Here is a 17342-nt window from a genome sequence, read left to right as displayed (position 1 = left end):
AGGTGAAAGGAAAGGAGTTTACCCCTTCAAAAACGCCTCAACCATGTTCCTCGTCTCGTTGAGCGCCTCCAAGGGGATACCCTTCGGCAGACCGCCGATTTCGCCCTTGACGTCCTTGAGAACGCCCTCTCCAGCGCCGAGGAACATGCCCTCACTAACTATTCCCCTGAAGTTGGCCGGCGGGAGCAACGCGACCGCCACGCGGTTTCCTTCCTTAACCGTTAAGTCGTTGGTGACGACCGTTATTGCCCTGTCGCCGATGTTGACGTTCGTAACCAAAAGCCTGTCGGCGTTGGGGTGCTTGGCGACGCTCATCACCTCGCTGACCTTGATGTCGACCGCTATAACCGGGTCGTTTATCTTGCCGAGGGCGAGGCGCCTGTCGAGGCCGAGTATCGTGTTCAGGAAGAAGCGAATCTTAGCAACCTGTTCCTCAACCTTCTCGCGCTCGTCCTTTGAGGCGTTGCTTATGAACTTGTGGTGCCAGTCCTCTCCGCCAAGGGCCTCGATTATTCCGAGGGCCTTCTCCTTCAGGGCCTTCATCTGGGGGGTCTCGATTAGCTCGTTCGGCTCTATGTAGCTGTAGCGCATCGCCTGTATCTCGGGAAGCATCTCCTTGCCGAGCTTTATCGCCTTCTTCTTGTCCCAGTGACCCTTGAACTTCGCCCCTTCAACCGTCTTCAGGAAGAGCTCTATCGCCTTCTCCGCCACCAGTAAGCGGTAGTCCTTGCTCGTGTCCCACATCTTCACCACCCTCGAGGGCATTCAAAACCCGTCTCTTAACGCTTTCGTCCCTTATCCCCTCGGCTATCGAGCGCGCCCTCGCCGGGTCCTTCCGGGAGTAGGCGAGTGCAACTTCGCCGAGGAGTTCCGATGACAGCCCCACGTCCCTGATGACGCCGGCCAGGATTAGGGGCTCCTCGAGACGGCCGATTTTGAGCATCTTCCTGGCTATCGAGAGAATCTCGCCGTCCCTCGGCTGGAACTTTCCGACGAGAATCAGGTCGAGGGCATCGTTGAAGACCTTTCTCGCAAGGTAGGGCCTCTCGTGGAGGAAGAGCCAGTAGCTCAGGTGGAGCATCTCAACTGCCCTGTCCTCCAGCGGGAGGAAGCGCATCACCTCGATGGCCCTCTCGACGTCGCCTTTCTCTATCAGCTCGGTGACAACGGCCCTGCCATGCTTGAGAACGTCTTCGATGAGCGCAATCTTGTCTGAGAGGTGTTTGGCCTGGAGCTTGAAGAAGAGGGAGTCGTAGATGTCGCGGGCGAGTCGGTAAAAGGCCAGAGCCTTCTCGTTGGGAATCTCATCGGCGCTCTTCTCGATGAGCCTCGCGACCCGGCGGAGCGTTTCAAGGGCCCTTGAACTCAACCCCCTCGCGCGCTGGATTTCATCAACTGCCTCGCTGAAGAGTATGTAGGCATCGCCGTACCTGTCAGCCAAAACGAGGTTCCTCGCGATTCCCGCCAAAGCCTCGCCCCTGAGCCTCGGCGATGGGAGGGACTTCGCAAGGCTCACCGCCCGCTCGAAGTAGAAGGAACCACCCTTCTCGCGGTCGAGGATGTAAAAAGCTCTGCCGACGAGCGAATATGCTATCGCCCTCTCGTAGGTGCCGATGACCTTCTCAACCGCTTCAAGCATCTCGGAGAGAACCTCCTCGCGCGGGAACTCTGTCATGACCAGGCTGAGCGCTAAAATCCTCTGCAGAGGGTCGTCTAAGGACCTCGCCCGCTCAAGGGCGCCCTTGAAGTCACCGGCGTTGAGCCTCTCCTTCACCGATTCCACAGAAACCACCGGACGATTAAAATAGTGCCAAAACCTAAAAAGGGTTACCCCTTCATCTTCCTGTCCCAGTTCTCGAGCATCTTGTCCAGAGCTAAGAGGCTGTTCAGCCTGAGGCGGACGCGCTTGTTCTCCCAGTCTATCGAACCCTTAAACTCGTTGAGGAGCTCGAAGACCTTCTCGGCTTCTTCCCTCGGCAGGTACTTGCCGTAGAACTCCTCACCGCAGTGGGGACACTTGAAGGCGAACTCCTCGACGGCCTCGATAAACTTTTCGCGGTCCTTCAGCATCTCCTTGGCGTTCTCAAGGCTGAGCATCTGCTCAATCAGCTCCCCCCAGTCGAGGGGCTTTCCGCACAGCGGGCACTTCGCCATCTCAATCACCCGTTCTCCCTGAGGAAATTCTCAATCTCCTTGAGGATTAGCTTTATGGCCTTATCAAGGTTGGCCCTTCCGTTTGCCCCTGCGGCCCCGGCGTGGCCACCGCCAGAGCCTTCAATGACGGGCCCGACCTTCTCCATGATTTTCCCGAGGTGGAGGCCCTTCTTCACGAGGCTCTCTTTGGCCCTTGCAGAAATCCTAACGCCCTTCTTCTCGCTTCCGACTATCGCTATGTCGGCCCCAAGCTGGAGGAAGACCTTGCAGGCGTAGGATTCGTATGCCGAGACCTTTGAGACGGCGATGATGTACTTCCTGAACTTCCTGATTTCGAGCCTCTGGCAGGCCTTTAGGACGGCCATCCTCCGGGCGTTGTCGGTGTTTTCGTCGCTGGCAGGGGCAACGAGGGAAAATACCTCCCCCATCTGGAGCGGAAACCTCTCCAGTATCTCGCTCACCGCTTTGAAGGTCTTCGCGTTCGCGAAGCGGAAGTTGGCCGTGTCGGTAACGATTCCCGCCAAGAGAGCCCTCGCGCTTTCCTCGTCGGCAAAGCCGAGGTACTTGAACAGCTCCCACACGATTTCGGCGGTTGATGTCCTTGAGGAGTCAACAACCGCTATGTCGGCCTTAATCGGTCTCTCCTTCTCGACGTGATGGTCAATCAGGATTACCGTCTTCCCCTTCGGAATCTCAATCGGTTCGAGCTGTTCGAGGGAGGAGGTGTCGAAGATTACGACGACGTCTTCCTCAACGGCCGGGTTTTTCTCAACGGGGACGGGCGAGAGCGTCAAAAGCCTTTTCGCGTAGGAGGAAACACTCTGGGCAACGCCTATCCTGACCCTCTCAACGCCGATAAACTTGAGATAGCGGGCGAAGGCTATCGCCGAGCCAAGGGAATCGGGGTCGGCGTTGTGGTGGCAGAGGAGGAGGTAAGATTTATCCCGCGAGCGCTCGAGAAAGCGCCTAAGCTTGAGCTTTCCCTTCATTAGCAATCTCCCTCAGCTTTCTCTCCACAGCGTCGTAGGCCTTCTCGAGGGCCTCGTCAATCAGCCTCTCGACGTCCACCTTGACGAAGACAGGCACTTCGAGGTAGACCTCGATTTCGAGGTTGAGCGTTTCTTCCCGGTTTATCCTCGTGGTCACCTCAATGTCCTTGACGTCGCTCCTGTTGAGGGCGTCGAAGACGTGCTTTATTATGACCCTCTGGGCCAGCTCTCCTATTTCGATGAGCTGTTCTTCGCTCAGCTCTGGAAGACCAATGTTAATAACGCCCCTCCGCCCCATGCCCATCACCGGGGGAGAAAAGGAAATCAGCCCGCCGTCGGGCGGAGCGAGCTCTGTATCTTGGCTGTAAGCTCTTTGAGCTTCTCGTTGAGCTTCTTCTCCTGCCTCTCAAGGGCACTGAGGCGGACTTCAAGGGTTTCGACCTTCTCCTTGAGCTCCTCTACGGCCTTGGCCTTGTCGGTCTTGACGATGAGCGTTCCAACGGTCTTGTAGACGACCGCGTCGTCAGGGAGCTTTTCAATCTCCTCAAGGGCCTTCTTGGCCTCGTTGAGTTCGAGCTGGACCTTCTGCTTCTGCTGGACGAGAAGCTGAAGCTGCTGCTGGTAGCTCTCAAGCTGGGCCAGCATAGACTGAACCTGTGGCGGGATACCCTGCATGACAACACCTCCGTAATCGTGATGCCGGGTTAGAATAAGGGCGGGGCTTTAAATAGTTTAGGTAGGGCTCAAACTCACTGGGACGAGGTTGGGGAGCTCAACTTTCCGGCCAGCTGGTAGAGGACGGTGCCAATCGCGAAGCCCACGACGACGAGCCCGGCGAGGAAGAACCACACGACGTCATCGTCGCACCTCGGGGTGCAGTTACCCCTGATAATTGCGTAGGTAACCACTGACGCGAGTGTTACGGTAGCCGTTGAGGTTACGAGAAAAAGCCCGGACTGGACGTTTGTTTTGCGGAGGAAGAGAGGCGAGGCCACTGCCGGCATTGAAAGGCCAATCGCGATGGGCAAGAGGTCAAAGAGCAGATTCGGTTCATCACCGGAGAGGGGCAACTTGATAAGCGCGAATATTATGAGCAAGTAGGCGAAATAAATGGACAGTGCAAAGAGGGGAGTGGAGATACCGCGAAGCCTCATTCTCCCCATCTCCATCTCGCAGTTGAGAGGTACGGGAGGCAATTATATGGATTAAACTTCCAGAGAATCCATCGCGACCTTAATCCACCTGAGGTAGGAGTTCAGCGTTCCCCGTAAGGCCGAGTTGTCTTTAGCCAAAAATTGGATTACTATTCTCCTCCCATCGAGAAGGAAATCAATCCTGCTCCGCCTGTAAGGGACGGTCTTGTGCTCGTAGAGGACGCTCTCATAGACAACCCTGGCCGTTTCCTCGTCGGGAAAGGCGAGCTCAATCACTCCCTCGATTGGCCAGACTTCCTCAGAAGGGCTTCCTTGTAGTCCCATCTCCGCCCGTCCTCCATAATCCAGATTTTCACGAGGATTAACGGCCCAACGGGCCTGTCTTTTGTAACGTCAAAGCGGTAGAAGTTTACGGCCATTCCCCTCGGGTAGTTCTCGATTACGCCGATTACGTCCGTGTTGTTCTTGTCCGCTATCGTCTGGAGGCTCTTGTTACCCCTCGGCACAAATTTTCCGCCGGTAAGCTCGGCGAAGGCCTGGGCGAAGGCCGTATGGTCTATTCCAACGCGCTTGGCTGTGGTTACGACGAAGGGCATCTCCTCGCGGATTGGCCTGATGTCCCTAAAACCGATTTCACGCTGGAGCTTGATGCCGTGGAGGTAGAGGTAGCCAAGGTAGCCCCAATCCTCGGGGTCAACCTTGATGAAAGTCATCTTGAGCGGGTTGCCCTTCCAGACGTTGATTATCAGAAGTCGTTCGTAGTTCCTGTCGTAAGCCTCCATGAGAAGGTCTTGGATGGTCTTCTTTCCCCTGGTCAGGTAGAGCGAGTTGGGAAAGACCTTTTCCAGGTCGTGGCCGAAGCTTCTCGTCCTCCTCGTCGGTCTGTGGGAAGTCGTTATCAGCATCATGGCAATCACTCGTAGGGGCTTGTTGATAAAAGCCTTTCGAAAGAAAAGGCTCAGATGGCCTTAACCCTTCTCGCGACCCTCGGGCGGGGCTTGTAGAGTATCTTGCTTCCGCAGTAGGGACAGCGGACCTCTCTGGTCGTGGCGAGGTCGAGCTCGACCTCCTTACCGCACTTGGCACAGCGGTAGACGGCAACTACCATAGGAATCACCTCAAAGGAAAAGAATCAGGCCTTGGAAGCGACAACGCGCTTCGCGACCTTTCCTGCCGGAGTGGTCGGCAGGTAGGCACCGCCGGCGAAGGTGGCACCGCACTTCTGGCACTGCCATATGCCGGTGCTTATCCTCCTGACGGCCTTCCTTCCGCAGACGGGACAAACGTGCTTCTGCTTCATCTTGGCCTCAACGGCCGCGACCCTTCTTCTAATCTTGAGACCGTACCTCGGACCGAACCTTCCGGCTGAACCAACCTTAACAGTCCTTCCCATGAGCATCACCCCAAAGTTAAGCATTCTCGGAGACTGGAGAGTGTTCCCGGGGACGTTTTATAAACCTTTGCATAACTACGGACATCGAGCTTTTTCGTTCTTAATAAACCTTGCGCTGAAGCTTTTGCACAGCCTTGGGAAAGGCTGGCGAAAGGAGCGCCCTTCTCACCAAAGAGCAAGAAGTCAGGTGTGCACTCTCAAAGTGGGAACTTCAACGCGAGTTTAACATTAAAGGAGCTCAGTGAAACAGTTTCAACGTATTTTTAGCGTCCTTCGGACGCCGTTTGGAGAGTGAAACACTCACCAAGCAAGCTTTTGGGAAAAGCTTGACCAAAAGAGTTAAACCCTCTCAAAAAGGGCAGGGAAGGAGTGCATGCATCCCCAAGTAACCCGTTGGAGTTGGGTTTGCTTTAATAAGGGCTCTTGGGAAAGGTGTTTAAACTCGAAACGCGCCCGAAGGGCGCTAACGGGAGGAAACACGCTCGAGAACGGCGAGTTTGGGAGCAAACCCACCCGAGATGAACCCTTTTAAAGAGCATGCCTAATTTTGATGAAACTTTTCACCAGAAAAATTTCCCCGCCAGCGCTTTCGTCAGAAAGGGCTGTACTGGTGGGCCCGCGGGGATTCGAACCCCGGACCTCCACCTTGTCAGGGTGGCGTCATAACCAGTCTAGACCACGGGCCCAACCCAAGGATGGTGGACCGGCCGGGATTTGAACCCGGGGCCTCCGCCTTGCCAAGGCGGCGCTCATACCAGGCTGAGCTACCGGCCCACTTCCAGTGACGCCGTTATCTCCTTTCTGGGCGGGTTTATAAATTTTGCGGTCGGGGACATCTTTCAGATACCCATCGAAAAGCTAATATGCATCTCTGCCAACATTGAACCGGTGATTGGGATGAACCCGATTGAGGAAGCCGAGAAGATTAAGGACCAGATAATAGCCTGGCGCAGGGACTTCCACATGTGGCCAGAACTTAAGTACGAGGAGGAGAGGACCTCGAAGATTGTGGAGGAGAACCTCCGCGAGTGGGGTTATAAGATAAAGCGCGTTGGAACTGGGATAATAGCCGACATCGGCGAGGGCGAGAAAACCATAGCGTTACGTGCAGATATGGACGCGTTGCCGATTCAGGAGGAGAACGACGTCCCCTACAAGTCCCGCGTTCCCGGAAAGATGCACGCCTGCGGTCATGACGCCCATACGGCCATGCTCCTCGGAGCAGGAAAGATAATCGCCGAGCACATCGAGGAGTTCAACGGCAGGGTCAGGCTAATATTCCAGCCCGCCGAGGAGGGCGGAAACGGGGCCTTGAAGATGATTGAGGGAGGCGCCCTTGACGGTGTTGATGTAATCTTTGGCTTCCACGTGTGGATGGAACTGCCGAGCGGAGTCATTGGAATCCGCGACGGTCCTTTCCTGGCAGGGGCAGGGTTCTTCACGATAAAGTTCAGGGGCCTTGGGGGACACGGAGCTTACCCACACTTCGCAAGGGACCCCATTCCAGCGGGAGCTGAAGCAGTGATGGCACTCCAGACAATCGTTAGCAGGAACGTGTCGCCCTTCGAGACCGCAGTGGTCAGCGTCACAGCCTTCAACGCGGGAACGGCGCACAACGTAATCCCCGAGGAGGCCGAACTTAAAGGAACCTTCAGGTTCTACAACGAGGAAGTCGGAAAGCTCATCGAGAAGAGGATTGAAGAGATAATTTCGGGCATAGCGAGGGCCCACAACCTTGAGAGCAAGAGCGAGATTGTTGAACTCGTTCCGCCGACCATCAACCACAAGGAAATGGCTGACTTCGCAAGGACGGTGGCAGAAAAGTACGGATTCAGGCATGGAGAGGTTCCGCCCTCAATGGGTGCAGAGGACTTTTCGTACTACCTCCAGCGTGTCCCCGGAGCCTTCCTCGCCCTCGGAATCAGAAACGAGGAAAAGGGAATAATCTATCCGGCACACCACCCGAGGTTCGACGTTGATGAGGACGTCCTTCACCTCGGTACCGCGATGGAAGTGGCGCTCGCCAAGGAGTTCCTCAGGTGAGCTCCTTCGTGAGTATTTTGATTTTTCGTATTTTTTCGGCACCAAAGCTTTCAACTTCTCCTGGAAGGGCCGTTAGAGCCCGTTTGAATCCGAGAGCCCTTGCCCTCCCGAGAAGGGGCTTGAGGTCCTCGACCCTACCCCAGAGGAGAACCGCAACCCCATCCCTGCCAGGCAAGTTCCTGAGCGCGTAGTAGGACTCCCCAACCCTTCCGGACTCGACAGTGTAGTGTATCCCCGCGAGGCTGTCCTTAAACGCAGAGAAATACATGCTGTACGAGCTCTGAAAACGACCCGCGACGAGCTCAAGCTCTTTAACGTCATCCCAGCTAAAGACAGAGGGTTCTGTCTTTCCCTCCCCCTTCAATGGAACCCACACGGTAGTCCCCTCAAAGGGTTTCATATCAAACCCAAGGCGACGGTAGAAGCCCTCCGCTTCCTTTTCAGGCTGAACCGTCAGCATCTCCACTCCTCTTTCCCTCGCAACGTCCTCAACGAACTCCATCAGCGCCCTGCCTACGCCTTTTCTCCTGTAATCGGGGTGAACCTCTATGAGGTCAACGTGCCCTATCCTCCTGATTTCCCAGTTGATTGGCTCCTCTGAGAATAGCACTTCCACTTCGCCGACAACCTTTCCGTTGAGCTCCGCCACCGCAACAAGCTGGTCATCGAGCAGGAGGTTGTTGAGGTGAATCGCGAGGGTCTCAACGGCCATCCAGGGGCCTCCAGCAGAGTAGCGCTCGTAGAGGGTACCGCTTACATTTTCTCCAGCGGTGTGGAGCTCAACGATTCCTCTAATGTCGTCAAGGGTCGCCCAGCGGATTCTCATCGTCCTCACCCAGGTAGCCGAACTTCTTGAGGATGTGGATTATCGCCTCAGCCCCGCCGTCCCCGTAGGGCTTCCTGGTAACGTAGTCAGCTTTCTGCTTGAGGCTCTCGGGGGCCTGGGCGATGGCAACGCGGTAGCCGACAACTCTAAAGGCATCGAGGTCGTTCTCACCGTCACCGACGTGGGCAACTTCGTCGGGCTTTATCCCGAGAAACTCGCAAGCCTTCTCTATTCCTGTTCCCTTGTTAATCCACGGCTTCTTCACGTGGATTGCGAAGCCCGAATCAACCGCCACCAGGTTAAGCCCCAACTCCTCTATGATTTCCCTGACAGCCTCAACGGGAACCGTTCTCCTCAGGACGAGACCTGCCTTCCGCTCCATCGTCGAGTAGCTCAGCTCGGCCTCTGGATGGCGTTTCTTCAGCTCGCTCCACAGAATCCACTCCTCGTCCATATCCGTTAGAAAAACGCGCTTCCTCATCGTTCCCTCGCCCTTCAGCGAGAGCGCCCCGCCGTCTTCAGCTATAACCGGCCCGCTCGTTCCTATGAAAACGGCCGCGGCTTCAGCGAATGGAACGGAGTTCCCTGTGACCAGCATTACCGGAACGCCGAGCCTCTCGGCGAGCCTTATGGCCTTCAGGGCGTCGATGCTCAGCGTTCTGTCGCGGTACGTTATCGTGCCGTCTATGTCGAGGGATATCGCCTTAATCCTCATTCTCTCACCCGAAGACGGGAAAGGTTGCGGGATTATAAGGCTTTGCTTTCAATGGTCTTTCATGATTTCCCTCAAAACGCTCGTCGCGTAAACCCCCTTAGGAAGGAAGAAGCGGAAGCACATTCCGGTTCCGGGGACGTAGCCGTAGGTCATGCCTACCGGCCGGATTAGAAGTTCCCGCCTCCCACCGGGTTCTGCCATCGGCTTCGGGAGCTTTTTGAAGGTTTCAAGGGTTATTCCCTCCTCTTCAAGAATTTCCCCCTCAAGTTTGCCCGGAAGTCCCCTGGCTCTCCTCATCGCGAAGCCGAAGAGCGGGCCCGAAACCATCGCCTCGCCCTTCTTTACCTTCTCGCGGACGAAGTCGAGGTTCGTCTCGGTGACTCGATAAGTTCTGTCGCGGTACGGAATGCCACCCTTCACCTGAACCACGATATCGCCGACGAGCGGTTCACTGAGCGGTAGCTCCTCGATTCTTCTCGACAGATAGAGGTTGAAGAGGTAGCTCTGGTAGGAGTGAATGAAGATGCGCATTATCGGGAGCGGGAGCGAGAGGAAAGCCTTTCTCCAGCTTCCTGTCTTCTTGTAGGTGTAGAGCAGGGTTCTCTCGTAGCGGAGGAAGCGCGGGAACTCCTCCAGGGCCCTGTCAACGTCGCCCGTCTCCCAGAAGTTCTTTCTGGCTTCATCGCCCTCCATGCTCCCGTCGGCGTAGCCGAGAAAGAGCCTCGCCGCTTCCTCAAACTCCCCCTGCAGGAGGAGCTTTCCAATAAGGTGGTTCACAACCCTTCTCTCGCCGAAGCGCTGGTAGCCGAAGTAGTTGGGGAAGCCCCCTTTCCCGCGGAGTTCCCGGATTATCTCCCTGGCCCTTTCAAAGGCGTCCTCGCCGACGTCCCTGACAATTATCCTGAACCTGTTGCCGAGCAGGTAACCGAGTTTAATGAATCTCCCGTAGGAGACGAACCTCAGCTCGACGTCCCGGATTTGAACCGACTCAACTTTCTCCTTAGCCTCCGCTGGCACGCTTATGTACTGATAGGTTACCGCGTGCCTGTCTTTAGTTCCGGCGAAACCTATATCGCGGTGGCTTATCCCGGCGCGCTTGGCGATTTCCTTGATAACTGCCATCGTGTCCCAGTTGCGCTTTTTGAGGAGGAAAATCGCGTGCTTCATTCCCCCAAAGATTTGGGGGAGAGGTTCCTCAATGACAACGAAGTCCTCGGGAAGGGCTTTGATTCTACCACCTATCCCCGGCTTCTCGCTCAGGTGCCGGAACTGAGAAAAAAACTCGCGGTAGTCCATGACTCACACCAGCTTTAAATGGCCGGTAACCTTATCGACAAGCTCCTCGGGGCCAGGTCCGATGGCGAGAACAGTAACCGTCCCGGGCGGAATCTCCGTTAGTCCTGCATCCCTTATGAGCGCCGTCGGGAGTCCGAGCCTTTCGGCTTTTTCCTTGAGCTGGAACAACTCCTCAAGGTTCTCGGCCTTGACGACGACCTTCTTCTGTCCCTCGTTGAACCAGGCCCTGAACCACTCGGGCTTTTCCTTCTGGGCCTTCAGGGTGGCGGTTACTGCGCCGTGAGCTACTTGAACCGCGAACTTGCCCTTGCTGAGCTTCAAATCTTTCCTTGAAACGATAACTTGCTTGTACTTGAACACGCTCATGGGAGAAAAGGGATGGAAGGGATTTAAAAAATTGACTAAGGTTAAAGTAGCTCTATCTCAGCCTCTTCCTCGTCCTTCTTTGGCAGTCCTCCCGGGCGCCTCTGCTTCTTCCTCAGGACTTTCTCCTTGAGGGCCTCGAGTTCGCGCCAGTAGTTGTACGTGACACCCGCGAGGACGAGGGTTACCAGGATGAAGATTATCGCCAGGGGTTTCCAGGGGTTGCTCTCCTTCTTCTGCGGAACGTAGGCAGAGGCAACGGTAAGTATCTGCTCCGCTATGGGAGTGGCGTTGTCCATCTTCGCGAGGGTCTGGTTGATGTACGCTGGAAGCTCCTCGGGCTTGGGCCAGACCTTTACTTCCTTGACAATGACCTCCGGCGGGATGCTGTTCACGGTTGCAACGGTTCCAAAGTTAACCTCGTGGGCGTTTCCAAGGGGGTCGAGATACCTGAGCGTAGCCTTTACGAGGGATAAGTTCTCCCCGAGAACCTGCAGGGGAACCTTGACGGTCTTAACCTCGCCGGCCTTTATCGTGCCGAGGTTCAGCACGGTTTGACCCTTCAGTGCCTTCGGGTAGGTAAGCACCAGCGTCGCGTTCTGGATGAACTCGTAGGTCGGGTTGCCCTTCGAGGCCTGAACGGTCAGGGCGAGCGTTACAGTGCTGTTCACCTTAGCGGTGACGTAGTTGCTCCAGGTGCCGTTGTAGGCGAGGGCGTTAAGGGAGAGCTTGGGGATTGCATAGACCTCGATGTCAGTGAGCGGGGCGGAGTAGATGGTCTTCATCTTGCCAGTCTCAAGGCTCTGGTCGTCGTAGTAAGTCACGAGAACCTTGCCGATGTCGAACTTGCCGACCTTCGTCGGCCTGAGGACGTAGACGAGCATCGGGAGCTTGGTAAAGGCGGGGAGGTTCTTTATCTGCCAGCTCTTGGTCATACTGACGAGCTGGAACCCGTTTGGAATCGGTGCCGCGACGTTGAGCTGATACGCATCGCCCCTGCCAAGGTTCTCAACGCCTATCGAGAGCACTATGTCCTGTCCGAGGAGAACCTTCTTCGGGACGGCAGTTATGTTGGCCACAACCTTCGCAGAGCGGAGGATTGGGGTGACCTCAGCGTCGATTGGACCGTAGACCTTGAGTATAGCCCTCTTGTAGTCGGGTTGGGTCTTTGAGATTGCAACGAGGAACGGGGTTCCGGGGATTGCTTTGGGAACGTCGCCGGCGTCGAGGGTGTAGGTTGCGATGGTTTTGTTGAGGGTGTAAACTTCAACCCTCGCCATATCGGGAATCACGGAGAGGAGCTTGAAGTAGTAGGTGGTGCCGTTGTACTTAACCGGGAGCCTCTCCCCAACGTAGATTATGTCGTTGTAAAGAATCGTCGTCTCAACAACCGGTGTTACCGTTGGTGAGGTCTCCTCTCCGGGGGCAGTTATCTTGAGTGTTGTTGAAGCCACCCTGGGGACGTAGAGGTTGATAACGGCACCGCTGTTCTTGGTCGTGTTGACGACCTCGATGGAAAGGTAGTTAACGTAAGTGTGGGTGTCGTCGAGCTTGTAAGAAACGGACCTGGACTGACCCTTTGGAATCTCAAGGGTGTAAGTGGTGCCGTAGGGCATGGTAACCGTGAATGTCGCGTCAGTGTCCGAGGCGGACTGGAGCTTTATTTTTATTGGGGGGAACCCTGTAGGAAGGCTGAACTCGGTTCCAACGGGTATCGCCTTGCTGGAGTACAGCTTTGTGAGCGGAGAGCTTATCGTTATGAGCACGGACTTAGAGTCACTCTTAATCCACAGCACGGAAACGTTTAGGAGCATCTTATCGGGGTCTGTTGACGGATACGCAAGCGAACCGCCAACCTTCAGAACGTCACTCATTTTCCCATCGGGGCCCTCTATCGTCAGATACACGCTACTCCAGTCCAGGCTCGCATCGGTGAACTTAACAGTGTACGGGCCCAGCTGGGCACTGCCTCCGAGGGGCAGACTGATACCTGTGACACTGGCGTACTTAATGTCCGACGCACCGACACTCCCGATGTGAAGTGCGGATAAAGAGACGAGTACCGCCAAGATTAAAGCCACGAGTTTTCTCATTATGCATACCTCCGTACACCAATATGTACACAATTGCCTACACAATGAAAGGGAGGAAGGTATAAAGGCCTTACGGTGTGAGCCTCTTCCTGTCCCTCGGGAACAGGATAACCTCTCTGATGTTCGGAAGGTCGAGCATCTGCTTTATCAGCCTCTCGGCTCCGAGGCCGAAGCCACCGTGAGGGGGCATTCCGTAGCGGAAGGCCTTGAGGTAGAACTCGAAGCTCTCCGGGTTGAGCCCCTTCTCCTTAATCTGCTCGACGAGAACGTCAACGCGGTGCTCCCTCTGGCCACCGGAGGTTATCTCGACGCCCCTGTACTCCAAATCGAAGGCCCTGCAGATTTCCGGCTTATCGTCGTACTTCATTATGTAGAATGGCTTGGCCTCGCTCGGGTACCTGTAGAGGAAGTAGAGCGGAGCGTTCTCACTCTCCATCATGTACTTCCCGAGAAGTCTCTCGCCCTCGGTATCTATGTCTTCGCCCCACGGGATTTCCTTCCCGAGGTCCGCCAAAATCTCAAGGGCCTTATCGTAACTCAGCCTCGGGAAGGGCAGTTTCGGCTCCTCCAGCTCGAAGTTGAGGGTTTCGAGTTCCTTCGCGTTGTGCTCGCGGACGTAGTTGATTGTGTGAGCCACGAGCCTCTCAAGGAGCTCCATTACCTCCTCCTCGTTCTCGATGAAGGCCATCTCCGCGTCAATGCTCCACGCCTCGTTTAAATGGCGCGTCGTGTTGTGCTCCTCCGCCCTGAAAATCGGCGCTATCTCATAAACCCTGTCAAGACCGCTCGCCATCATAATCTGCTTGTAGAGCTGAGGACTCTGGGCTAAGAAGGCGTCTTTCTCGAAGTACTTCATCGGAAAGAGCTCGGTTCCGCCCTCGGTTGCCGTAGCTATAATCTTGGGCGTGTGAATCTCGATGAAGCCGTTCTCGTGGAAGAAATCCCTTATCGCCTTGAAGACGCTCGAGCGTATCTTGAAAATCGCCATTACCTCGGGCCTTCTGACGTCCATGAAGCGGTTGTCCAGGCGGGTGTCGAGCTCGGCCTTGACTTTACCGGTCGGGTCGAGGGGCAGAGGCGTTTCCGCCCTGCTGAGGACCTCAAGCTTCTCCGGGAGAATCTCAAAGCCGAGCTTCGCCTTGGGCGTGAAGTTAACGATTCCCTCGACCGCGACGACGTCTTCGCTGTTGAGCTTTGGAATGAGCTTGAATATCTCGGGGTCAACCTTCTTCTTGGGGGCGGTAACCTGGACTATTCCCTCCCTGTCCCTGAGCCAGAGGAACTTGATTCCGCCCAAGTCCTTGACTTCCCACACCCAGCCGGCCACTTTAACGCGCTGGCCGTTGAGTTCCTCGGTTATCTCGCTCGAGTAGTGCGTCCTGTACATGGCCATCCCCAGAAGGAGTAGGGGCGAGCTTTTAAAGGTATTCGATGCACGGGGGAGAAACAAAGAAACCCGAGAAAGGTCAGACAAACGAAATCTTGACTTCCTTCCCGACTATCTGGCTCAGGACGCTCTCGAGTATCTCGGGCTTCTCCGGGAGCTTCTTCCGGTCCCTGCCGAAGACGAGGACCTTGTAGTAGGTCTCTCCGCCGGGCCTGTAAACCACGTTGACGCCGAAGACACCGGCCGGGTAGAGCAGGTCGGAGGCGAGCTTCTTGAGCTCATCGGTTGATTCCGCCTTCATGCCCTCGATGACCCTAACGCGCTTTCCGAGCTCCCTTATGAGGGTCTTTATGTTCTTTCCGCCCTTGCCGATGGTTATCGGGACGTCTCCCTCTCCGACAACAATAACTATGAGGTCTCCAGCCTCGACGGCCTTCTTGAACTCGATGTCAACGTCGCCGAGGAGCTTGTAGAGTAAGCGTGCAACCTTAACGTCCAGCTCGGAGATTATACCCTCCTGGAGCTTTTTCTCGTCAGCGGGGCAGAGAATGTCGTCGGTCTTGAGACAAACCTCACAGATTGGCGCCTTCACGTTCTCACCTCCTTAGAATGACCTTGATGGGCTAACCCTTAATTCAGGAAGCCCTTTAAAAAGGTTATTATGTGGCTCGAAAGGGGAAGAACTCAAAGCTCGCCTTCGATTTCCCGCCGAATTCTCTCGATGAACTCAACGGTAAAGCGGTGCCTGCCCTCGGCGATGCGCTTCGCGGTTTCGGTGTACATTAAATCCTTGAGCTTGAGTATCTTCTCCTCAAAGTGCCTGAGGGAAGCCTCTATGTCTCTGCCGTGCTCGCCGGAGTACATGAAAACGCGCGCGATTCCTATGGCCCCTATTGCGTCGAGCTTGTCGGCATCGCTGAGTATCTTCGCCTCGAGAGTTCTCGGCTCTGGACCCCTTGAAAAGCGGTGGGCCTCGATTGCATGAGCAACAGCCTCTGCCTTTTCCTCCGGATAACCAACGCCAAGAAGGAAACGCTTCGCTATCTTAGCGCCCTCCAGAGCATGGTCTTTAACTTTGCCGGCGTCCTCAAGGGGTCTCGCTATGTCGTGGAGAAGCGATGCTAGGGCCAGAACCTCGAGGTCCGCCCCTTCCTCTCTGCCTATGTGCATGCAGAGGTTGAAAACTCTCTCCACGTGGCTGAATCCGTGCGTCCCTTCTCTCTCGAAGAAGCCCCTCGCGAACTCGCGCGTTCTCTCTATTAGCTCCCGCGTCCTGGCGTCGGGTATGAACTCCTCAAGCTTCATAGCGCATCGGTTGGAGAAAAAGGAAGGGGTTTAAAAGCCTTTGGCGTTGTCAACGCGCCTCTTCTCCTTCAGCAGGTGAACGCTCTCAGTGAAGACGCCACCGTCGTGGACTTCCTCATCCCTCGTGAACTCCCAGTGACCGCCGGTTTCAAACCTGCCGTCCTTGATGACCTTTCCAATCTCCCAGAGAAGGTTCTTCAGGGCCTCGTTTCCCTTTAAGGCTGGACCGCGAATCGTCTGCGCGGCTCTCACGACACCTTTATCAAGGTAAAGGCGCCAGGAGGTTCCCCCGTTGTGAACCCTGAGTTCACCCCTGTGAGTGGTGAGCACGAGGAGGAGTGAATCGAGGTCCCATCCGGGAATCTCCTCACTTATAACACCGTTCTCCACCCTGATTGAGGGGTTCTCGCGGAGGATTTCGGTGACGTCTGCTTCATAAAGCTCAACGGCCCTGACCTTTTTGGACCTGGAAACGCGGGACATCTCCTCAAGGGCGGACTCGCCTTCCAGACGAGTGCCGTTTAATACGTCCTCAACGAGTGCCCCCATAATTTGTCCCGCCGAAACGAGAACGTAGCCAGTTTTTAGCGTCTCGCCGTCGCGCCATGAGGCCTTAAGGTAACCCTGCTGAACCTTCTCAAGAAGCTCCTTAGTGCTGTTAAAATCAACAACAACCCCAAGAAACTTTCCGGGCAACATCTCAACCACCCTACAAAATTAAGTAAAAGAAAGGCTCACAGCATCGAGGCGACCTTCTGGGCGTTCCTCTTGAGGTAAATCCTGACGAGACCGAGGTTGACCTTCGGGTCCGTGAGAACCGTCAGGACAGCGTTTTCACCCGCCTCGACGGTGATGATTTTGCCCTTCGGCGATTCGAGCGTGACCATGTCAACGGCTTCCTCGTGGAAGACCTCGTTGGACACGTTGAGTGCGGTACCGTAGATGGTCGCGACCATCGCCGAGACGCTCTCAACGTCTATCGTCCTGTCGCTCGCCTGGCCCTCAATGAGGAGACCGTCCTTGCTCACTATCGCGACTCCCTTGACGCCATCAACCCTGAGAAGGTCGGCAATAACGTTCTCAAACATTCACATCACCCCAGAATCAGCATATCAACTTCAACGTGCTTGTCCGAAACGCGGATTTCCTTAATCAGGACGTTCTTTCCGCTGAACTTCTTGATGGCAACCGCTATGGCGTTGGCCATCGGGTAGAGTACAGGCTTCATTCCCTTCTTCTCGAGTAGCTGAAGGGCGTACAGGTCCATCGGGTTATCGAGCTTGAGCGTTACTTTGTTGCCGTCAACCTGAATCTCGCCCTTCTCCGCGAAACCGAAGGTGTTTATCATGACCTCGGTGAAGCGGTTAAGCAGTTCCTGGGGGTCGTTGCTCCCCTCAAAGTCAAGTCCATACTCCTCCATCATGGTGTTGAGGAGTTCTTCACCTATGGAGTTCCCGAGACCCCTGGCCCCGGCTCCCAATACCTTATAAATCCCGTAAAGGATTAGGTTGTTTACCTTAGTTGCCATTTCTTCTGACCTCTCATCCATCCTTTCCACGACCTTCGCCTCCGTCATGGGGATTTCACCCATATCGGATTTCTTTATTATACTTCCAAGTCGTTA

At 55.4% G+C, this 17342-nt stretch carries 23 protein-coding genes and 2 tRNA genes; 1 reads left to right on the top strand and 24 read right to left on the bottom strand.

The window, feature by feature from the left end; translation table 11 throughout:
* Positions 1-18: 18 nt before the first annotated feature.
* The 13 genes from E3E28_RS07895 to E3E28_RS07835 form a co-directional block, all read right to left on the bottom strand.
* Positions 19-744 carry a tRNA-binding protein gene (locus E3E28_RS07895; RefSeq protein WP_167915331.1) on the bottom strand — a complete coding sequence of 242 codons (726 nt, stop codon included), beginning with the start codon at positions 742-744 and terminating at the stop codon, positions 19-21.
* Positions 671-1792, bottom strand: a complete 1122-nt coding sequence (locus E3E28_RS07890) for a tetratricopeptide repeat protein (protein WP_206203815.1) — start codon at positions 1790-1792, stop codon at positions 671-673. The genes E3E28_RS07895 and E3E28_RS07890 overlap by 74 nt, the downstream gene beginning before the upstream one ends.
* A 35-nt stretch (positions 1793-1827) precedes the next feature.
* Positions 1828-2154 (bottom strand): Trm112 family protein, encoded by a 327-nt coding sequence (locus E3E28_RS07885; RefSeq protein ID WP_167915330.1) that lies wholly within the window; start codon positions 2152-2154, stop codon positions 1828-1830.
* A 5-nt stretch (positions 2155-2159) separates the two neighbouring features.
* The gene (locus E3E28_RS07880; protein WP_167914651.1) at positions 2160-3143 is read right to left on the bottom strand and encodes a bifunctional oligoribonuclease/PAP phosphatase NrnA; all 984 of its coding nucleotides are present in this window, start codon (positions 3141-3143) and stop codon (positions 2160-2162) included.
* The gene (locus E3E28_RS07875) at positions 3121-3441 is read right to left on the bottom strand and encodes a DUF3194 domain-containing protein (protein WP_167915329.1); all 321 of its coding nucleotides are present in this window, start codon (positions 3439-3441) and stop codon (positions 3121-3123) included. Before E3E28_RS07875 ends, E3E28_RS07880 begins: the two co-directional genes overlap by 23 nt.
* 26 nt (positions 3442-3467) lie before the next feature.
* Entirely contained in the window at positions 3468-3818 is a 351-nt protein-coding gene (locus E3E28_RS07870; RefSeq protein ID WP_042689089.1) for a prefoldin subunit beta, read from the bottom strand.
* A gap of 74 nt (positions 3819-3892) precedes the next feature.
* A complete protein-coding gene (locus E3E28_RS07865) occupies positions 3893-4312 on the bottom strand; it encodes a hypothetical protein (protein WP_167914650.1) in 420 nt (139 codons plus the stop codon).
* Positions 4313-4348: 36 nt separating this feature from the next.
* Positions 4349-4621 (bottom strand): KEOPS complex subunit Pcc1, encoded by a 273-nt coding sequence (gene pcc1 / locus E3E28_RS07860; RefSeq protein ID WP_167914649.1) that lies wholly within the window; start codon positions 4619-4621, stop codon positions 4349-4351.
* Positions 4570-5205, bottom strand: a complete 636-nt coding sequence (locus tag E3E28_RS07855; RefSeq protein WP_167915328.1) for a ribosomal biogenesis protein — start codon at positions 5203-5205, stop codon at positions 4570-4572. Before E3E28_RS07855 ends, pcc1 begins: the two co-directional genes overlap by 52 nt.
* A gap of 50 nt (positions 5206-5255) precedes the next feature.
* Positions 5256-5405 carry a DNA-directed RNA polymerase subunit P gene (locus E3E28_RS07850; RefSeq protein WP_099210181.1) on the bottom strand — a complete coding sequence of 50 codons (150 nt, stop codon included), beginning with the start codon at positions 5403-5405 and terminating at the stop codon, positions 5256-5258.
* A gap of 24 nt (positions 5406-5429) precedes the next feature.
* Positions 5430-5690 carry a 50S ribosomal protein L37ae gene (locus E3E28_RS07845; RefSeq protein ID WP_014121315.1) on the bottom strand — a complete coding sequence of 87 codons (261 nt, stop codon included), beginning with the start codon at positions 5688-5690 and terminating at the stop codon, positions 5430-5432.
* 608 nt (positions 5691-6298) lie between these two features.
* Positions 6299-6376, bottom strand: a tRNA-Val gene (locus E3E28_RS07840).
* Between the two features lie 10 nt (positions 6377-6386).
* A tRNA-Ala gene (locus E3E28_RS07835) sits at positions 6387-6464 on the bottom strand.
* Between the two features lie 123 nt (positions 6465-6587).
* On the opposite strand from E3E28_RS07835, the gene E3E28_RS07830 reads away from it, so the two are divergent.
* Positions 6588-7733 (top strand): M20 family metallopeptidase, encoded by a 1146-nt coding sequence (locus tag E3E28_RS07830; protein WP_206203881.1) that lies wholly within the window; start codon positions 6588-6590, stop codon positions 7731-7733.
* Here E3E28_RS07830 and E3E28_RS07825 read toward each other — a convergent pair.
* The 11 genes from E3E28_RS07825 to E3E28_RS07775 form a co-directional block, all read right to left on the bottom strand.
* Positions 7726-8559, bottom strand: coding sequence for a GNAT family N-acetyltransferase (locus E3E28_RS07825; RefSeq protein ID WP_167914648.1), 834 nt, complete (start codon positions 8557-8559; stop codon positions 7726-7728). The two genes, E3E28_RS07830 and E3E28_RS07825, sit on opposite strands and share 8 nt — an antisense overlap.
* On the bottom strand, positions 8534-9274 hold the full coding sequence (locus E3E28_RS07820) for a phosphoglycolate phosphatase (RefSeq protein ID WP_167914647.1): 741 nt from the start codon (positions 9272-9274) through the stop codon (positions 8534-8536). The genes E3E28_RS07825 and E3E28_RS07820 overlap by 26 nt, the downstream gene beginning before the upstream one ends.
* A 48-nt stretch (positions 9275-9322) precedes the next feature.
* Positions 9323-10570, bottom strand: coding sequence for a tRNA pseudouridine(13) synthase TruD (truD, locus tag E3E28_RS07815; RefSeq protein WP_167914646.1), 1248 nt, complete (start codon positions 10568-10570; stop codon positions 9323-9325).
* A 3-nt stretch (positions 10571-10573) separates the two neighbouring features.
* A complete protein-coding gene (pth2, locus tag E3E28_RS07810) occupies positions 10574-10930 on the bottom strand; it encodes a peptidyl-tRNA hydrolase Pth2 (protein WP_167915326.1) in 357 nt (118 codons plus the stop codon).
* 47 nt (positions 10931-10977) lie between these two features.
* Entirely contained in the window at positions 10978-13026 is a 2049-nt protein-coding gene (locus E3E28_RS07805) for a BatD family protein (RefSeq protein ID WP_167914645.1), read from the bottom strand.
* Positions 13027-13096: 70 nt separating this feature from the next.
* Positions 13097-14413 (bottom strand): aspartate--tRNA(Asn) ligase, encoded by a 1317-nt coding sequence (gene aspS, locus E3E28_RS07800; RefSeq protein WP_167915325.1) that lies wholly within the window; start codon positions 14411-14413, stop codon positions 13097-13099.
* Positions 14414-14492: 79 nt separating this feature from the next.
* Positions 14493-15005: a KH domain-containing protein gene (locus tag E3E28_RS07795; RefSeq protein ID WP_042689068.1), complete on the bottom strand. Its 513-nt coding sequence runs from the start codon at positions 15003-15005 to the stop codon at positions 14493-14495.
* A 92-nt stretch (positions 15006-15097) separates the two neighbouring features.
* On the bottom strand, positions 15098-15718 hold the full coding sequence (locus E3E28_RS07790) for an HD domain-containing protein (protein WP_167914644.1): 621 nt from the start codon (positions 15716-15718) through the stop codon (positions 15098-15100).
* 30 nt (positions 15719-15748) lie between these two features.
* The gene (locus E3E28_RS07785; protein ID WP_167914643.1) at positions 15749-16417 is read right to left on the bottom strand and encodes a DUF2226 domain-containing protein; all 669 of its coding nucleotides are present in this window, start codon (positions 16415-16417) and stop codon (positions 15749-15751) included.
* A 35-nt stretch (positions 16418-16452) separates the two neighbouring features.
* On the bottom strand, positions 16453-16806 hold the full coding sequence (locus E3E28_RS07780) for a roadblock/LC7 domain-containing protein (protein ID WP_167914642.1): 354 nt from the start codon (positions 16804-16806) through the stop codon (positions 16453-16455).
* A 5-nt stretch (positions 16807-16811) separates the two neighbouring features.
* Complete coding sequence (locus E3E28_RS07775) at positions 16812-17294, bottom strand: hypothetical protein (protein WP_167914641.1); 483 nt, start codon at positions 17292-17294, stop codon at positions 16812-16814.
* Between the last annotated feature and the right edge of the window lie 48 nt (positions 17295-17342).

The organism is Thermococcus sp. 21S9 (genome assembly GCF_012027635.1).
Lineage (GTDB): Archaea > Methanobacteriota_B > Thermococci > Thermococcales > Thermococcaceae > Thermococcus.
This window is presented reverse-complemented; position numbering and strand designations above follow the sequence as displayed.